Source organism: Leifsonia naganoensis, from assembly GCF_013410615.1.
Classification (GTDB): Bacteria; Actinomycetota; Actinomycetes; order Actinomycetales; family Microbacteriaceae; genus Leifsonia; species Leifsonia aquatica.
Genome location: NZ_JACCHJ010000001.1, coordinates 2,819,089 through 2,836,395 on the forward strand (window position 1 = coordinate 2,819,089; position 17,307 = coordinate 2,836,395).

General features: G+C 69.6%; 16 protein-coding genes. 11 read left to right on the plus strand and 5 right to left on the minus strand.

Annotation, left to right across the window (positions count from 1 at the left end; genetic code table 11):
• Nucleotides 1-30: 30 nt before the first annotated feature.
• From purN to ddaH, 4 genes are all read left to right on the plus strand, one after another.
• Entirely contained in the window at nucleotides 31-624 is a 594-nt protein-coding gene (gene purN / locus HNR14_RS13660) for a phosphoribosylglycinamide formyltransferase (RefSeq protein ID WP_021759039.1), read from the plus strand.
• Nucleotides 621-2,201, plus strand: coding sequence for a bifunctional phosphoribosylaminoimidazolecarboxamide formyltransferase/IMP cyclohydrolase (purH, locus tag HNR14_RS13665; RefSeq protein ID WP_179701476.1), 1,581 nt, complete (start codon nucleotides 621-623; stop codon nucleotides 2,199-2,201). Before purN ends, purH begins: the two co-directional genes overlap by 4 nt.
• Before the next feature lie 87 nt (nucleotides 2,202-2,288).
• Nucleotides 2,289-3,368, plus strand: a complete 1,080-nt coding sequence (locus HNR14_RS13670; protein WP_179701477.1) for a Glu/Leu/Phe/Val dehydrogenase family protein — start codon at nucleotides 2,289-2,291, stop codon at nucleotides 3,366-3,368.
• A 25-nt stretch (nucleotides 3,369-3,393) separates the two neighbouring features.
• Nucleotides 3,394-4,617 carry a dimethylargininase gene (ddaH, locus tag HNR14_RS13675; RefSeq protein ID WP_179701478.1) on the plus strand — a complete coding sequence of 408 codons (1,224 nt, stop codon included), beginning with the start codon at nucleotides 3,394-3,396 and terminating at the stop codon, nucleotides 4,615-4,617.
• A 107-nt stretch (nucleotides 4,618-4,724) separates the two neighbouring features.
• Here the strand turns inward: ddaH and HNR14_RS13680 are convergent, their stop codons facing one another.
• Nucleotides 4,725-6,074 carry an MFS transporter gene (locus tag HNR14_RS13680; RefSeq protein WP_179701479.1) on the minus strand — a complete coding sequence of 450 codons (1,350 nt, stop codon included), beginning with the start codon at nucleotides 6,072-6,074 and terminating at the stop codon, nucleotides 4,725-4,727.
• A gap of 413 nt (nucleotides 6,075-6,487) precedes the next feature.
• Between HNR14_RS13680 and HNR14_RS13685 the strand changes: the two genes are divergently transcribed.
• A complete protein-coding gene (locus HNR14_RS13685) occupies nucleotides 6,488-8,329 on the plus strand; it encodes an ABC transporter ATP-binding protein (RefSeq protein ID WP_039924379.1) in 1,842 nt (613 codons plus the stop codon).
• Nucleotides 8,326-10,140 (plus strand): ABC transporter transmembrane domain-containing protein, encoded by a 1,815-nt coding sequence (locus tag HNR14_RS13690; protein ID WP_179701480.1) that lies wholly within the window; start codon nucleotides 8,326-8,328, stop codon nucleotides 10,138-10,140. The genes HNR14_RS13685 and HNR14_RS13690 overlap by 4 nt, the downstream gene beginning before the upstream one ends.
• A 72-nt stretch (nucleotides 10,141-10,212) precedes the next feature.
• On the opposite strand, the gene HNR14_RS13695 is transcribed toward HNR14_RS13690, so the two are convergent.
• Nucleotides 10,213-11,229, minus strand: a complete 1,017-nt coding sequence (locus tag HNR14_RS13695) for a type III PLP-dependent enzyme domain-containing protein (RefSeq protein ID WP_179701481.1) — start codon at nucleotides 11,227-11,229, stop codon at nucleotides 10,213-10,215.
• 136 nt (nucleotides 11,230-11,365) lie between these two features.
• On the opposite strand from HNR14_RS13695, the gene HNR14_RS13700 reads away from it, so the two are divergent.
• From HNR14_RS13700 to HNR14_RS21395, 3 genes are read left to right on the plus strand one after another with little or no spacing between them, the layout of a single operon-like run.
• Nucleotides 11,366-11,713, plus strand: a complete 348-nt coding sequence (locus tag HNR14_RS13700; protein WP_021765666.1) for a response regulator — start codon at nucleotides 11,366-11,368, stop codon at nucleotides 11,711-11,713.
• A gap of 5 nt (nucleotides 11,714-11,718) precedes the next feature.
• Nucleotides 11,719-12,402: a response regulator transcription factor gene (locus HNR14_RS13705; RefSeq protein WP_248616302.1), complete on the plus strand. Its 684-nt coding sequence runs from the start codon at nucleotides 11,719-11,721 to the stop codon at nucleotides 12,400-12,402.
• Nucleotides 12,403-12,407: 5 nt separating this feature from the next.
• A complete protein-coding gene (locus HNR14_RS21395; RefSeq protein ID WP_343064488.1) occupies nucleotides 12,408-14,198 on the plus strand; it encodes a sensor histidine kinase in 1,791 nt (596 codons plus the stop codon).
• 9 nt (nucleotides 14,199-14,207) lie between these two features.
• On the opposite strand, the gene HNR14_RS13715 is transcribed toward HNR14_RS21395, so the two are convergent.
• The 3 genes from HNR14_RS13715 to HNR14_RS13725 form a co-directional block, all read right to left on the minus strand.
• On the minus strand, nucleotides 14,208-14,633 hold the full coding sequence (locus HNR14_RS13715) for a hypothetical protein (RefSeq protein ID WP_179701482.1): 426 nt from the start codon (nucleotides 14,631-14,633) through the stop codon (nucleotides 14,208-14,210).
• A gap of 84 nt (nucleotides 14,634-14,717) precedes the next feature.
• Nucleotides 14,718-15,059 (minus strand): MGMT family protein, encoded by a 342-nt coding sequence (locus HNR14_RS13720; RefSeq protein WP_179701483.1) that lies wholly within the window; start codon nucleotides 15,057-15,059, stop codon nucleotides 14,718-14,720.
• Entirely contained in the window at nucleotides 15,043-15,495 is a 453-nt protein-coding gene (locus HNR14_RS13725) for a GNAT family N-acetyltransferase (RefSeq protein ID WP_021765661.1), read from the minus strand. The genes HNR14_RS13720 and HNR14_RS13725 overlap by 17 nt, the downstream gene beginning before the upstream one ends.
• A gap of 146 nt (nucleotides 15,496-15,641) precedes the next feature.
• Here HNR14_RS13725 and HNR14_RS13730 point away from each other — a divergent pair, with 146 nt between their 5' ends.
• Both HNR14_RS13730 and nrdH read left to right on the plus strand, forming a co-directional pair.
• On the plus strand, nucleotides 15,642-16,859 hold the full coding sequence (locus HNR14_RS13730) for an NADP-dependent isocitrate dehydrogenase (protein WP_021765660.1): 1,218 nt from the start codon (nucleotides 15,642-15,644) through the stop codon (nucleotides 16,857-16,859).
• Nucleotides 16,860-17,064: 205 nt separating this feature from the next.
• A complete protein-coding gene (gene nrdH / locus HNR14_RS13735; RefSeq protein WP_021765659.1) occupies nucleotides 17,065-17,301 on the plus strand; it encodes a glutaredoxin-like protein NrdH in 237 nt (78 codons plus the stop codon).
• The last annotated feature ends 6 nt before the right edge of the window (nucleotides 17,302-17,307 follow it).

The following is a 17,307-nucleotide window of genomic DNA, read 5'->3' on the forward strand; positions in this document are numbered from 1 at the left end:
TGCTCATCCGAGCGCCGGTAGGCTGGTCGCGTGCTCTCGATTGTCGTGCTGATCTCCGGTGGAGGCTCGAACCTCCGCGCACTGCTCGAGGCGTCCCAGGACGCGGAGTTCCCCGCCCGGGTCGTCGCCGTCGGGGCCGACCGCGACGCCGACGGTCTCGCTCACGCGGAGGAGTTCGGCATCCCGTCCTTCACCGTGCCGTTCTCGTCGTTCGACGACCGCGAGCAGTGGGGCGACGAGCTGCTCGCCCAGATCCGCCAGTGGGAGCCCGACCTGGTGATCCTCTCCGGCTTCATGCGCCTCGTGCCGCCGCGCGTCGTCGAGGCCTTCTCGCCCAACCTCATCAACACCCACCCCGCGTACCTCCCCGAGTTCCCCGGGGCGCACGGGGTGCGCGACGCGCTCGCCGCGGGCGCCACGCAGACCGGCGCGAGCCTCATCGTCGTCGACGACGGCGTGGACGCCGGCCCCATCATCAGCCAGGAGCGCGTGCCGATCCTGCCGGGCGACACCGAGGCCGCCCTGCACGAGCGCATCAAACCCGTGGAGCGACGGCTTCTCATCGACGCCGTCCTCGACATCGCCAACGGACACATCGACCTCAAGGAGCTTTCCCGAGCATGAGCGGACCCCGTCACGACTCCAGCCTCTACCGCGAACGGGATGTCGTCCCGATCCGCCGCGCGCTGATCTCGGTCAGCGACAAGACCGGCCTCCTCGACCTCGCGCGGACGCTCGCCGAGGCGGGCGTGGAGATCGTCTCGACGGGCTCCACCGCCCAGACCATCCGTGACGCCGGCCACGCCGTCACCGACGTCGCCGCGGTCACCGGATTCCCCGAGTCGCTCGACGGCCGGGTGAAGACGCTGCACCCCGCCATCCACTCGGGTCTGCTCGCCGACCTCCGCCTCGCCTCGCACGAGGAGCAGCTGAAGGACCTCGGTATCGAGCCCTTCGAGCTGGTCGTCGTCAACCTCTACCCGTTCGTGGAGACCGTGGCGTCGGGGGCGGTCGGCAACGACGTCGTCGAGCAGATCGACATCGGCGGCCCGGCGATGGTCCGCGCCTCCGCGAAGAACCACGCGAACGTCGCGATCGTCGTCTCGCCCTCCGACTACGCGGCCATCGCCGACGCGGTCGCCGCGGGCGGCACCACCTTCGACCAGCGCCGGGAGCTCGCGGCCCGCGCCTTCGCGCACACGGCCTCGTACGACGGAGCCGTGGCCGCGTGGTTCGCCGGCGAGGGGCCGAGCACGGACGACTTCCCGGAGCGCCTGGAAGTTCGCGCCGAGCTCGCGCACACCCTGCGCTACGGCGAGAACTCGCACCAGGCCGCCGCGATCTACACCGATCCCACCGGCCGCGGCATCGCGCAGGCGACCCAGCTCGGCGGCAAGGAGATGTCCTACAACAACTACGTGGACGCCGACGCGGCCCTGCGCAGCGCGTACGACTTCGCCGAGCCCGCCGTCGCGATCATCAAGCACGCCAACCCCTGCGGCATCGCGGTCGCCGACGACATCGCCGACGCGCACCGCAAGGCGCACGAGTGCGACCCGGTGTCGGCCTACGGCGGCGTGATCGCCGCCAACCGCACCGTGACCCTCGCGATGGCCGAGACGGTCAAGGGCATCTTCACCGAGGTCCTGATCGCGCCCGGGTTCGAGCCCGAGGCGCTCGAGCTGTTGCAGACCAAGAAGAACCTCCGCATCCTCCAGCTGCCGGAGGGCTACGCGCGCGCGACGACCGAGTTCCGCCAGATCTCCGGCGGCGTGCTCGTGCAGGACGCCGACCGGTTCGACGAGTTCGACTCGTCGTCCTGGACGCTCGTCTCGGGCGACGAGGCCGACGCGGCGACCCGTGCCGACCTCGAGTTCGCCTGGAAGGCCTGCCGCGCGGTGAAGTCCAACGCCATCCTGCTCGCGCACGACGGCGCCTCCGTCGGCGTCGGGATGGGTCAGGTCAACCGCGTCGACTCCTGCCACCTCGCCGTCAGCCGGGCGGGGGAGCGGGCGTCGGGCTCGGTCGCCGCGTCCGACGCGTTCTTCCCGTTCGCGGACGGCCCCGAGATCCTGATCGCCGCCGGTGTGCGCGCGATCGTGCAGCCGGGCGGCTCCATCCGCGACGAGGACGTGATCGCGGCGGCGAAGGCGGCCGGCGTCACGATGTACTTCACGGGCGAGCGCCACTTCTTCCACTGACATTGCGTCCCTCGTGGGGTCACGGGAGAATGGAGGGCGGTCCACAAGACCGCACTGATTCCACCGCGATCCCACGAGGAGACACCGATGTCCGTCCTGCCCGCAACCCTGGTCGAGTCCACCGGAACCGACCTGCCGCACGAAACACTGCACGTGGTCAAGGGGAGGCGGAGCGGTCTCACGATCAGCATCGCGGTCCACTCCACCGTGCTCGGTCCCGCTCTCGGCGGCTGCCGGGTGTGGACGTACGACTCCTGGCTCGAGGCGGTCGCCGACTCGCTGCGCCTCGCCGAGGGGATGACGCTGAAGAACGCCGCCGCGGGCCTCAACCGCGGCGGGGGCAAGACCGTCGTCTACGTGCCGCGTGACGTCGAGCTGACGCCCACCCTGCGCTACCAGGCGATGCTCGACCTCGGCGACGCGATCGAGAGCCTCGGCGGAAGCTACATGACCGCGGAGGATGTCGGCACGAGCGCCGAGGACATGGCCGTCGTCGCCACCCGCACCGCGCACGTCTGCGGTCTTCCCTCGGCCGACGGCGGCGTCGGAGAACCCAGCGATGCGACCGCGGCGGGCGTCTACGCAGGCCTGCTCGCGACGCTGGAGCGCGCGGTCGGCACCCGCTCGGTCGCCGGTCGTCGCATAACGGTCCTCGGTCTCGGCCACGTCGGCTCGCTGCTGGCGATGCGCCTCGCCAGCGAGGGCGCCGTGCTCACCGTCACGGACGTCAACCCGGCCAAGCGTGCGCTGGCGGACGCGATCGGCGCGACTTGGGTGGAGCCGGGGGAGGCCCACCGGGTCGAGGGCGACCTGTTCGTCCCCGCCGGTGTGGGCGGCGTGCTCACCGACACGGTCATCGACGAGCTGCGCGTGAAGGCGGTCGTCGGGCCGGCGAACAACCAGCTCGCCAGCCGGTCGGGCGCGGGGAGGCTCGCGGAGCGCGGCATCCTGTGGGCGCCCGATTTCGTCGTCAACGCGGGCGGCGTGATCTTCCTCGCCATGATGAACGAGGAGCAGCCGTCCGCCGAGGCCACGGCCGAGCGCGTGGACCGGATCGGCGACATCGTCGCCGAGGTGTTCGACGTCGCGGAGGAGCGCGGGATCACCACGCTCGAGGCCGCCGACGAGCTCGCGCTCGGCCGCCTGCGCGAACCAGCCAACGCATAGAAACGCTCCGCTAGGGTTGTTTCCCATGACGTCTTCGTGGGGCCGCCGGCTCATCGCATCCCTTGTCGTTGCCTTCGTGGTGGCCTTCGTCGTGCACGCGGCGATGATCGCCGCGTTCTACGTGGGGAGCCTCGCCGGGTCGTCGGCCCCCTCGGGGGCGCTGATCGTCGCCGTCAGCAACTACTTCTCGCTGACGAGCGTGCTCGCGTTCGTGCTGCTCTTCGTCGCGGGCGTGGTCGGGGCGTTCGACCGCTGGTGGACGGCGCTCATCGCCGGACTCCTGGTCGGCTTCCTGTCGCCCGCGGTCGGCACGCTCGTGACGGCCACCTCGGGCGGGTCGCCGTTCAGCGGTGAGCTCATCGTCGCCGTGCTCGGCACCCTCCTGGGCATCAACCTGCTCTACGGCGTCAGCATCGCCGTGCTGACCCCGACCTTCGGTCGCTGGCTGTTCCGCATCATCGAGGGCGTGCGCAGCCGCTTCGAGACGGAGCGCAAGGTCGCGCTCGTCCGCATCCCGGCCAAGAACCTCCAGGACGGCCTCGTCACCCACATCGATCGCACGGCCGTGGATGCCGAGCTCGCCGACACCCAGTGGGACGGCTACGTCAGCGCCCTCTCGCAGGCGGGATGGCAGACGGTCGAGGTCGCCTCGGCCGACAACCTGGCCGACTCGGTTTTCGTCGAGGACACCGCGGTCGTCTTCGGCGACACCGCCGTCATCACCCGTCCGGGAGCGGACTCGCGCAAGCCGGAGGTCACCGGCACCGAGGCCGCTCTGCGCGCCCAGGGCCTCCGCCTCGAGCGCATCGAGGAGCCGGGAACGCTGGAGGGCGGCGACGTCCTCAAGGTCGGCTCGACCGTCTACGTCGGCCGCGGTGGCCGCACCAACGGCGAGGGCATCCGCCAGCTGCGCGCGATCGTGGCGCCGCTCGGCTACACGGTCGTCGGCGTCCCGGTCACGAAGGCGCTCCACCTCAAGACCGCCGTCACCGCGCTGCCCGACGGCACCGTCATCGGCTACGAGCCCCTCGTCGACGAGCCGCGCATCTTCGAGCGCTTCCTGCCGGTGCCCGAGGCGCACGGCACCGCCGTCGTCGTGCTCGACGACGAGACGCTCCTCATCTCGTCCGCCGCACCCCAGACCGCCGAGCTGCTCGCGGACCTCGGCTACAAGACGATCGCCGTCGACATCTCCGAGTTCGAGAAGCTCGAGGGCTGCGTCACCTGCCTGTCGATCCGGATCCGCTGAGGCGCGTCCGTCCGACCTGACCGTTGCCGAGGGGCACGTCGTGGTCGCCATTCCGCCCGGAATGAGCGCCACGACGTGCCCCTCGGCTGTTCCGTCTCGCGCCCGCCTCAGTCGACGGTGGATCCGGATCCACGTGCGCGTGTCCGGGGGAGCGCGCACCACGCTGCGGTGACGGCGGCCGCTGCGGCAGCCGTCAGCCAGCCCGCCGTCGCGCCGCCGAATGCTGCGATCAGCACGATCACGGAGGTCCCCAGCGCCGTTCCGAGCTGGGCGCCGGTGTTGAGGATGCCGCTGGCGCTGCCTTCGAGCTGCTCCGGGACGGACGTGCCGATCGAGGTCCCGGCGACCGAGGAGAGCCCGAGGCCCGCGCCCGCGAGGGCGACGCCGATCAGCACGCCCCACCAGGCTCCCGTCGTCAGGGCGAGCACCAGCTGTCCGATCGCGATCGTCGCCAGACCCGTGGCCGCCAGGGCGTGTGCTCCCCACTTCCCGAAAACCGTGCCGGTGCTCGACGACGTGAGGATGACCGCGACACTGAACGCCATGAGGGTCAGACCGGTGGCGATGGGACCGATCTTCAACGTCTGCTGCAGGAAGAGGGTGGCGAGCACGGCGGACGAGCTGGTGGTGGCCGTGTTGACGAACGAGATCGCCGTGCCCTGGCGCAGGGGCCGTGACGTGAATGCCGCGCGGGGGATGAGCGGGTAGCGCGCGGTTCGCAGCCGCACCACCAGCAGGGCGGCGATCCCCGCTCCGACGACGACGAGCAGAACGCCGGCGAGCACCGTCGACGGGGACTCCATCAGCGCGGCGCCGGCGATGACCGCCATCACGGCGGCGATCAACAGAACAGCGCCGGCCACGTCCAGGGGCGATTCATCGCGGGGGTGCGATGAGCGAGCCACAGCGAGGAGGACGCCGGCGAACAGCGCTGCCGCGAGTGGGAGGTTGATCCAGAAGACGGCCGGCCAGCCGAGCGCCTGCACCAGCAGGCCGCCGACCAGGAAGCCGGACGCCCCCGCTGCGGCGCCGGTCGCGCTCCACGCGGCGACAGCGCGCCGACGGGCATCGCCGGCCGGCGCGGCCTCGAGCAGCAGCCGCAGTGCGGACGGGACCGAGATCGCGGCGGCGGCTCCCTGCAGGGCGCGCGACAGCAGCACGGCTCCGATCGCGGCGCCCCCGAGCGCCCCGGCTGCGGCACCGAGAACGGAGACGGCGTCGAACAGGGCGATCCCCGTCAGCAGGATGCGTCGGTGACCGAAGCGGTCCCCGAGCCGGGCGCCCAGGATCAGCAGACCGCCGAAGAACATCGCGTAGACGGTGGCGAGGGGCCCGGCGAGCGCAGCGTCCGCGCCCAGACCCCGGAGGATCGACGGGACCGCGGTCGTCGCGCTCGTCACCCCGAGGACGTCGACGAACTGCACGAGGCAGAGGACGGGAACGGATCCACGACGCATGGCGGTCAGGGTACGCCCGAGGTCGCCCGCGCACTCCGAGTGATCGTCTGCGAAAAAGTTCTTGCGATCGTGCGGAACCTGGCAATAAGCTGTAGGGCTGCCTTGTCGCGGCATTACGTGAACGCATCGAGGCCGGGAGGACGCAATGAAAAAGACTGGATACGCACGAATCGTGACGGTGTTCGGACTTGTCGCGCGCGCGTCCTCGGAGCCGGCCCGCACCTGGTAGGTCCCAGGAAGGTCTGCGTCTCCGGCTGACTGTCGCCGCCGCCCCACTGACAGCACTGTTCTCGAGGGTCGAGCACACTTCGGCGTGCCTTCGTCGACCCCGGCGGCGACCTCTCAGCACTGTTCCCGCGGGTCCTCGGTGACCCGCCGCAGAAGTCGGAAAATCACTAGAAAACGGAAGTCTCATGGCTGAAACACATCAGCACCCACCTCAAAGAGAAGAGAACAAGAAGCGCGCGGGCACCGTCCGCACGCTGCTGCGCATCCTGCCGTTCGCGAAGTCGGCCGCGCCGCGCATCGTGCTCGGCATGGTCGCCGCGCTGCTGGCGAGCCTCGTCGCGCTCAGCATCCCGCAGGTGCTGCGCTGGCTGGTCGATGGCCCGCTGTCGACCGGCGACGCCTCGGCGGTCTGGCCGGCGGCGCTGCTCGTCGTCGGACTGGGCGCGGCGGAGGCCGTGTTCATCTCCCTGCGCCGCTGGTTCGTGCTCACGCCGGGCACGCACGTCGAGGCGCGCATGCGCAACGGGCTGTACGCCAAGCTCCAGGACCTCCCGGTCGCGTTCCACGACCGGTGGCCGAGCGGTCAGCTGCTCTCGCGAGCGGTGAGCGACCTCGGCCTGATCCGCCGGTGGCTGTCGTTCGGCATCGTGCTGCTCGTCGTCAACGTCGTCACGATCGTCGTCGGGTTCGGCATCCTGATCAGCTGGAACTGGATCCTCGGGCTGATCTTCCTGGTCTGCTCCATCCCCCTGTGGATCTACGGGTTCGTGTTCGAGGCGAAGTACTCGATCATCGCCCGCCGCAGCCAGGACCAGGCCGGCGACCTCGCCACCGCGGTGGAGGAGTCGGTGCACGGCATCCGCGTCCTCAAGGCGTTCGGCCGGGGCAAGCACGCCCTCAAGAACTTCGCGTCGCAGGCCGAGCAGCTGCGCGGCACGGAGATCGAGAAGGCGAAGGCCATCGCAGGCATCTGGCTCTGGCTGCTGCTCATCCCCGACGTGGCGTTCGGCATCAGCCTCGTCGTGGGCGTGTGGCTCGCCTCGCAGGGGCAGCTGTCGGTGGGCGAGCTGGTCGCGTTCTTCGCGACCGCGACGGTGCTGCGCTTCCCGATCGAGTCCATCGGCTTCCTGCTCTCGATGACGTTCGACACGCGCACCGCGGCCGACCGCTTCTTCGAGGTCATGGACGAGGTCAACACGATCACCGACCCCGCCGAACCGAAGCGGATCGTGGACCCGAAGGGCGAGCTCGTCTTCGACGACGTGCACTTCCGGTACCAGGACTCGCCGGAGCGGTTCCCGGACCTGCTGGACGGTATCCGCCTGACGGTGGAGCCGGGGGAGACGATGGCGCTGGTCGGCCTGACCGGTTGCGGCAAGTCCACCCTGACCGCACTCACAACGCGCCTGTACGACGTGACCGGCGGCGCCGTGCGCATCGACGGCGTGGACGTGCGCGACCTGACCCGCTACGACCTGCGCAAGGCCATCGCCATGGCGTTCGAGGACGCGACCCTGTTCTCGGCCTCCGTGCGGGACAACGTGCTGCTCGGCCGCGACGAGCTCGACCCGGCCTCCCCAGAGGCCGATCGCGTGCTCACCGAGGCGCTCGAGATCGCGCAGGCGGGCTTCGTGTACGACCTCCCCGAGGGGCTCGACACGAAGGTCGGCGAGGAGGGGCTGAGCCTCTCCGGCGGTCAGCGTCAGCGCCTCGCGCTCGCGCGTGCGGTCGCCGCGGCGCCGAGCGTGCTGGTGCTGGACGACCCGCTGTCGGCGCTCGACGTCGACACCGAGGCCCTCGTCGAGGCCGCCCTGCGACGCGTCCTCGCCTCCACCACCGCCCTCATCGTCGCGCATCGCCCCTCCACGGTGACGCTGGCCGACCGGGTGGCGCTGCTGGAGGAGGGTCGCATCACGGCCGTCGGAACGCACCACGACCTGCTCGCCACGAGCGAGCACTACCGATTCGTCATCTCCAGCTTGGAGGACGACGAGAACGAAGAGATCCTGCAGGAGGTGAACCTGTGAGCACCGCAACCGTCCTGGGCGTCGAAGGCGAAGAGCGCAACGACCTCACGAAGGAGGAGAGCAGGCAGGTCCGCAGACGCTCGCTGCGTCTGCTGGGCTCGCTCATGCAGCCCCTGCGCGTCCGGCTGATCCTGACGGCGATCGTCGTCGTGGTCAGCACGGCCGGGCAGGTGGCCGGCCCCGCGATCATCGCCTTCGGCATCGACAACGGCATCACGGCCCTGCAGTCGCAGAACTGGATGCCCGTCGCCGCCGCGGGAATCGCCTACCTCGTGACGGGGATCATCGGCGCGGTCCTGATCGCCTGGTACACCATCCTGAGCGCGCGGATCAGCCAGGCGATCCTGATCGACCTGCGCAAGCGGGTGTTCCTGCACACGCAGCGGCTCTCGCTCGAGTTCCACGAGTCGTACACGTCGGGCCGCATCATCTCGCGCCAGACGAGCGACCTCGACTCGATCCGCGAGCTGCTCGACTCCGGCATCAACCAGCTCGTCCAGGGCTTCCTGTACATGCTGTTCATCGCGATCGCCCTGTTCGCGCTGGACTGGGTGAGTGGCATCGTGCTGCTGGTCTCGCTCGTGCCGCTCTACCTGCTCACGCGCTGGTTCCAGAAGCGGTCGCAGGTGCTGTTCCGCATCTCGCGGGTGGCGTCGGCGAAGCTCATCGTGCAGTTCGTGGAGACCATGACGGGCATCCGCGCGGTCAAGGCGTTCCGCAAGGAGAAGCGCAACGAGAAGGAGTTCGGCGGCCTCGTCGAGGACTACCGCGACGTGAACGCGCGCGTCATCCAGCTGTTCGGGATCTTCGACCCCGGCCTCGTGATGATCGGCAACCTGACGGTCGGCGTCGTCCTCCTGGTCGGCGGGTTCCGCGTCGCGGAGGGCCAGCTCGCGATCGGCGTGCTGCTGGCGGCCCTGCTCTACACACGGCGCTTCTTCGACCCGATGGAGGAGATGGCGATGTTCTACAACTCCTACCAGTCGGCCGCCGCCGCGCTCGAGAAGATCTCGGGCGTCCTGGAGGAAGAGCCGAGCGTCCCCGACCCGGTGAAGCCGGTCGACCTGTGGACGGCCGAAGGGCACGTCCGGTTCGACGACGTCACCTTCGCCTACAAGGAGGACCGCGTCATCCTGCCGGAGTTCAGTCTGGACATCCCGGCAGGGCAGACGATCGCCCTCGTGGGTTCGACCGGTGCCGGCAAGTCGACCCTGGCCAAGCTGATCTCGCGGTTCTACGACCCGAGCGACGGCGAGGTCTCGATCGACGGCGTCGACCTGCGCGATCTGCACCCGAAGGACCTGCGGCGCGCCATCGTCATGGTGACGCAGGAGGCCTACCTCTTCAGCGGATCCGTGGCGGACAACATCGCCCTCGGCAAACCGGATGCGACGCGGGACGAGATCGTGCGGGCGGCGAAGGCGGTCGGCGCGCACGAGTTCATCGAGGGTCTGCCCGGCGGGTACGACACGGACGTGAACAAGCGCGGCGGCCGGGTGTCCGCGGGTCAGCGTCAGCTGATCTCGTTCGCCCGGGCGTTCCTCGCCGACCCGGCGGTGCTCATCCTGGACGAGGCGACCAGCTCGCTCGACATCCCGAGCGAGCGCCTGGTGCAGGAGGCGCTGCAGACGCTGCTCGCCGACCGCACGGCCGTGATCATCGCCCACCGCCTGTCGACAGTAGCGATCGCGGACCGCGTGCTCGTGATGGAACACGGCCGTGTGGTCGAGGACGGCACCCCCGACGATCTGATCGCCGGAACGGGCCGGTTCGCCCAGCTGCACGCAGCCTGGCGCGATTCGCTGGTCTGAAGGTTCCGGAGGGGCGGTGCGTATCGGTACGCACCGCCCCTCCGCCATGATCCCCCCGCGGTATAGGGGTTGTCAGCCCGCGGGCGACCAGGTCGTGCGCGACCGGCGCGGGCGGAGGACGCGATGTCCCCGCTCCGCGCCGCCGCGGAAGAAGGAGAAGCGCCCGAGAATCCCGGAGCGCAGGTCGTGCGCGAGCACGAGGACGTCGGCGCCGGCGTCGATGCACTCGCTCGCGTACGACGGATCGATGTCGCGCTCGGCGGTGCCTGCGACGGCGCTGAGACAGCCCGCTGTGACCGCGAGGGAGGCCGACGCGATGATCGAGACATGAGACGTCGCCGGTGCGACGATGGCGCGGATCGCTCGCGCGAGCTCGACCTGCTCGACCGGGCGGAACACCGCGCGGCCCGGGAAGCCGTCGCCGAGGTCCAGCACGTCGAATCGTGTGCCGGTGGCGGAGTGCACATCGGCCGTGACGGCCGCGGCGTGGACGATCTCGGCGACGTAGTCCGCGGGGGAGGAGTGCGCCGGAAGCTGGAGGGAGAGGCCGCCGACGCACACCCCCTGCTCGGCCGCCGCGCGCACTGCGCGGACGATCTCGTCGGGCTCGAGGCCGCGTCGAGCGCGGTGCGCGCAGCGGGAATCCGCGAGCGACCGGAGCCGGAGCAGCAGTCGCACATCGTCCGGCGCACCCGCGAAGGCGAACAGCTCGGCGCCGCCGTCGACGACGAATCGGCGCACCCCGGCCCGATACGCCGTCTCGACGTCGTGGAGACCGGTGATCGGAGCCGTGTGGAGCAGCCGCGGACGTGATTCGCAGGTGACGACCGTCTGCAGCGAGGCCGGCTGCGCCACCTCGAAAGCGCCCTGGGCGGCGGCGATCGCGTCCAGGAGTGCGGGATGCGAGAGGGCGCTCACGTCGTAGTGGACATCCACCCAGGGAAATGCCGTCCGCAGGTCGAGGTAACGCGCGACCGCTCGTTCCACGTCGATCACGACGAGGGGGAGGTCGCCGGGGTCGCCCGCCGTCCCCGCCGCAGGCGCCGCGGGGGCGCCGGTCGGGTCGGCGGTTCGGGTGACGGCGGGCATCGGGTTCTCCTCGGGATTGGTGAGCTTGTCTCAGATCATCCTCGTGAGCGGGATTGACCCGCATCCGGGGGGCCACCCGAACCGATTGCGTGCGTCCACGGATGAGGATCGATCAACACCCGGGGAGGATGGATGCATGTACCTCCGCGTTGTGATCGTCGACGACCACGCGCGCTTCCGTGCACAGGCGGCCGAACTGCTGCAATTGGAGCGGTTCGCCGTCGTCGGCGACGCCGACACCGGGGCCCGCGGGGTGGAGCTGAGCCGTCGGCTCGCTCCCGACATCGTGCTGCTCGACGTCGGCCTCCCCGACGCCAGCGGCTTCGACCTCGTCGCCGACATGCACGCCACCGGAGCGGCCGTCGTCCTCACCTCCAGCCGCTCCTTCCGGGATTACGGTCGCCGGGTGGCCGACAGCGGTGCAGAAGGGTTCATCACGAAAGGGGACCTGACCGGCCCGGCGATCCGCAGTCTGCTACGGTAATGCCCGTGGCAGCGGGAGAGAGTTCTGATTCCCGCCCGCTTCGGGTCGCGGTCGCCGACGACGCGGTTCTCCTCCGCGAAGGCATCGGACAGATCCTGCGCGCGGGCGGTGTGGATGTGGTCGCCTCGGTCGACACGGCCGAGGAAGTGCTCGACCTGGTGGCGGCCGACGATGGGATCGACGCCGTCGTGCTCGACATCAAGATGCCGCCGACCCACACCGACGAGGGGTTGCGCGCCCTTGAATCGCTGCGTGCCGACGGGTCGACGGTCGGAATCCTGCTGCTCTCGATGTACACGACAGCGGCGTACGCGATCCGCGCGATGACCGCCGGAAGCGGCACCGGTTATCTGCTCAAGGAGCGTGTCGCCGACGGTGAGACGCTCGTCAACGCGGTGCGCACCGTTGCCGCAGGCGGCTCCGTCGTCGACCCGGAGGTCGTGCAGCTGCTCGTCTCCTCACGTTCGTCCGAGCGCACCGTCGAGACGCTCTCGGCCCGCGAACTCGACGTGCTCAGCCGCATGGCCGAGGGCAAGTCGAACGTCGGCATCGCCGCCGAGCTGCACCTCAGCCTCCGTACCGTCGAGTCGCACATCGGGCACATCATGGCCAAGCTCGGCGTCGAGGACTCCGCAGAGGGCCACCGTCGGGTCCTCGCGGTGCTGCGCTTCCTCGGCAAGGACGGCTGAGCGCGGTGAACGTCGCGCGCAGGTGGCTCCGCGCGCTCGCGGTGACCGTCACGATCGCGTCGAACGTGCTGGCCCAGGTCATCAGCGGCCTGACCGGCGACTACGGACCGCGTCCGGAGGGGCTCGGCTGGGCCATCGTGTTCGTCACGGTGGCGTTGGTGTACGTGGTCTGCGCGATCATCGCGTGGCGGGCCGTCCGGAGCCCCGTGCCCGGCTGGCTGATGATCGGCGCCGCGCTCTTCTGGTCGGCCGGTGCGTGGTATCCCCTCGCGCGCGGCATCGGCTGGCTGTGGCCCCTGCTGATGGGCGTCACCGACCTGTGGGCGATCTTCGTCGGCGCGCTGGTGCTGTGCTATCCGACTGGACGTTTCTCGCAGTTCGACCGGGTCGTCCTCCTCGTGGGGAGCGCCGCCATCGCGGCCCGCTTCATCGGCACGCTGCTCTTCACCTCGCCCGCGTCCACCGAGTGCGGCTGCGTGCAGAACGCCTACGCCGTGCTCCCGAGCGACGACGCCGACTTCTGGTTCGGCGTCGCCTGGCGCGCGATCGGGCTCGCTCTGATGCTCACGATCGCCGTCCGGCTGGCGGTGCGCTGGTTCACCAGCTCCCTCCCTGCTCGCCGCGTCTCGTTCGTCATGCCGCTGGCGATCGTGCTGTGGTGCTACGGCACCGTGCAGGATTCCCTGAGTTTCGCGCTCGGCTGGGACGGCGGGTGGCTGCAGTTCATCCCGCCGTTCGCGATCGCGCTCATCCCACCCGCGTTCGTCGGCGGGGTCTTCTATGCGCGGGGTCTGCGCTCCCGTGTCGCCGACCTGGTCATCGTGGCTCGCGACAAGGTCGACCGCACGCTGTGGGAGTCGAGCCTGGCGCGGACGCTGCACGACAGCTCCCTCCGCGTGTACTGGTGGGACGAGCAGGGCAAGGCGTTCCTCACCAGCGACGGCGACCGCATCCCGGGCGAGGGGGAGAGTGCTCGTCCCGGTCGCTCGACGCTGGCCATCGATTCCGACCAGGGGCCGATCGCGCTCATCGAGCACGACATCGCCCTCAGCCAGGACGACCGGCTGCTCGACGCGGTCTCGTCGGCACTACTGCTCTCGGTCGACAACGACCGCTTGCGCCGCAGGTTGGAGCGCACGATCCAGGAGCTCCGCCAGTCGCGCCTGCGCATCGTGGAAGAGGGCTATCTCGCCCGGCGGAGACTGGAGCGCGACCTGCACGACGGATCGCAGCAGCAGCTCGTGTCTCTCGCGATCAGCCTGCGCATTGCGACGGCCAAGGCGGAGTCGGCGGGGAACACGGAGGTCGCGGGAGATCTTCAGCGGGCGTCGGCCCAGCTCGCGGACGCATTGCGCGAACTGCGCGAGCTGGCGCGCGGCATCCATCCGACCGTCTTGACCGACGGCGATCTGACGTCGGCGCTGGAGGAGCTGGGCCAGCGCAGTCATCTACCGGTGGAGGTGCGCGTGGAGACGACGGACCGGTTCGCGAACGTGATCGAGGAGACGATCTACTACTCGGTCTCGGAATGCCTGGCGAACGCGGGCAAGCACGCCGGCGCCCGTAATTGCGCGGTGCTCGTGACCCGCACGGATGACACGGTGACGGTCGTGGTCAAGGACGACGGCAAGGGCGGCGCACGCTTCGAGCCGGGAGGCGGTCTGGAGGGCATCCGTGACCGCGTCGAGGCCGTCAACGGGCGCGCCGAACTGCGCTCGGTGGAGGGGCTGGGGACGATCCTCGAGCTCTCCATCCCGGTGTCGGACACCGAAATGGTGACCGCCGAGCCCGCGTGAGCAGAGGGGCTACTTGCCCTTCGCGGGCAGCGAGGCCCACACCTGCTGGCCCAGAGAGAAGACCGACCAGCCGCCGGGACAGGTCGTGGACTTCTCGGGGATGCCGTCGACCGGCCACCAGCTGTCCTGGATCCCCGGCTTGGGCGTCGGACCCCCGCCCGAGCAGACGTCTTTGGCGAGGATCGTGGGCGACGTGTAGGTCAGGATCGCGGCGCCGGTCTGCGTGTCGTAGTCGACGCGGATGATGGTGGCGTCGTCCGGAACGAACGTGGGTGAGCCGAACGTGGACACCTTGGCGGCCTTGAACTCCTTCGCGGTGTCGAAGATCTGCGCGTCGACGTGCGGGCTGAACGCCTCGACGACCGAGCATCCGGACAGCACGAGGGCCGCGGCGGACGCCGCAGCGATCAGACCGACGGTTCGGGGACGAGGCACGGGTAGCTCCTGTGGATGTGGCGAATGCGATCCCGGCCAGTCAACACCATCAAGCTGGGCGCTTCATCGGCCGGAAGGATGATGTTAGCGCGGCTCATGGCGTGCGGCGCGGAGGTCGACGCGGTAGGTCGTCGCCGTGCCGTCCGCGCGAGGCCCGCCGAGCAGGGGCGTGCCCTCCTCGCGGTAGTGCTCCAGTGCGATCTGCTCATGGTCCGCCGGCGGGTGGCCGCTGGCCCGCACGACCCGCCACCACGGCACCGTCGAGCCGTAGTACGCCATGATCTGCCCGACCATCCGGGCCGCGCGTGATCCGAGGACCGCGGCCACGTCGCCGTAGGTCATCACCCGGCCGGGAGGGATCGCGTCGACGACGTCGAGCACGCGCTCGACGAAGGAGTCGGCGCCGGGCTCAGAGGGCGAGGGCACCGATCGTCTCGCCGTACTGAGTCTCTCCGACCGGCTGGAAGCCGCTTCGCAGGAAGAACTGCTCGGGGCCGAGCTCGCCCGACTCCCAGATCACGAAGAGCTGCTCGTGGCCGCGCCGGCGTGCTTCGTCGGCCAGGCTGCGCACGGCGAAAGTGCCGATTCCGCGCCCCTGATCGTCGGCGTCGACGTTGATGCGCCAGAGGATCGCCTTGAACTCGTCGTGCTCGGCCTCGGGATTGAAGTCGCCCATGATGAAGCCGACGACCTCGTCGCCGTCGAGCACGACGCGCTGCCAGGAGGTGGTGGGGTCGGCGACGGCGGCCGCGGCCGAGTAGGAGACCGGAGCGATGAACTGCTCCTGCCCCGGCTTCAACGTGAGCGCGTTCGCCGCGACGACGGTACGCGCGCTCAACTCTTCCAGTCTCAACTCAGCCATGACGAAAGGGTAACGTGCGCGGGGGACACTGGCATAGTCGCCTCCGCTGGACGCGTCTGCGACGGCAAAGTGTCTCGATGTCAAGATAGTTATCCGGCTCAGGTAAGCTGTATCCGGCTGAAAACGGCAGAGAAGCAGGAGAACCAGTGGACAAGATCAAGGTTGAAGGAACGGTCGTCGAACTCGACGGCGACGAGATGACCCGCATCATCTGGAAGGCGATCAAGGACTCGCTCATCCACCCGTACCTCGACGTGGACCTCGAGTACTACGACCTCGGCATCCAGAAGCGCGACGAGACCGACGACCAGATCACGATCGACGCGGCCCACGCCATCCAGAAGCACGGCGTCGGCGTCAAGTGCGCCACGATCACCCCCGACGAGGCCCGCGTCGAGGAGTTCGGCCTCAAGAAGATGTGGCGGAGCCCGAACGGCACCATCCGCAACATCCTCGGCGGCGTGGTCTTCCGCGAGCCGATCATCATCTCGAACATCCCCCGCCTGGTCCCGGGCTGGAACAAGCCGATCATCATCGGCCGCCACGCCTTCGGCGACCAGTACCGCGCCACCGACTTCACGTTCGACGGCCCCGGCACGCTGACCCTCAGCTTCCAGCCGACCGACGGCGGCGAGGCCAAGAGCTTCGAGGTCTACCAGGCCCCGGGCGCCGGCGTCGCGCTCGCGATGTACAACCAGGACGAGTCGATCCGCGACTTCGCCCGCGCGTCGTTCAACTACGGCCTCGACCGCAACTACCCGGTGTACCTCTCCACCAAGAACACGATCCTCAAGGCCTACGACGGCCGGTTCAAGGACCTGTTCCAGGAGGTCTTCGACACCGAGTACAAGGAGAAGTTCGACGCGGCCGGCCTCACCTACGAGCACCGCCTGATCGACGACATGGTCGCCTCCAGCCTCAAGTGGGAGGGCGGCTACGTCTGGGCCTGCAAGAACTACGACGGCGACGTGCAGTCCGACACCGTCGCGCAGGGCTTCGGCTCGCTCGGTCTGATGACCTCCGTCCTGACCACGCCGGACGGCAAGGTCGTCGAGGCGGAGGCCGCGCACGGCACCGTCACGCGTCACTACCGCCAGTACCAGCAGGGCAAGGCCACCTCGACCAACCCGATCGCCTCGATCTTCGCCTGGACGCGCGGCCTCGCGCACCGCGGCAAGCTCGACGGCAACCAGGAGCTCATCGACTTCACCCACACCCTCGAGGACGTGGTCGTGAAGACGGTCGAAGAGGGCAAGATGACCAAGGACCTCGCGCTCCTGGTCGGTCCCGAGCAGGCGTTCCAGACCACCGAGGAGTTCCTCGAGTCGATCAGCGACAACCTCAAGACGCGCATGGGCGCCTAGCCTCCACGTGCACCGGGAAGGGCCCGGCGGACTTCGGTCCGCCGGGCCCTTTCCTGTATCCGGTGGCGGCACGCTGCCTCATAGTGTTTCCGATCTGCGCGCGTCAATGCCGGAAATAAACACATCATCTAGTGCTCGGCGTGTCGCATCGCCCCTATATGTAGTGTTAACGCTCCGGCATCCCCTTGACCTGAAAGGCGCAGACATGAGCATCGTCGTCTACAGCAAGCCCGCGTGCGTGCAGTGCACGGCCACGTACACGGCCCTCGATCGGAAGGGGCTCGACTACCAGGTGGTCGACGTCACCACGGACGACGCGGCACTCGCCGCGGTACGCGCGCTGGGCTACGCGCAGGCGCCCGTCGTCGTGGCCGACGACGAGCACTGGTCGGGGTTCCGGCCCGACTTGATCGGACGGGTCGCGACGAAGCTCGGGAAGTGACCGGGC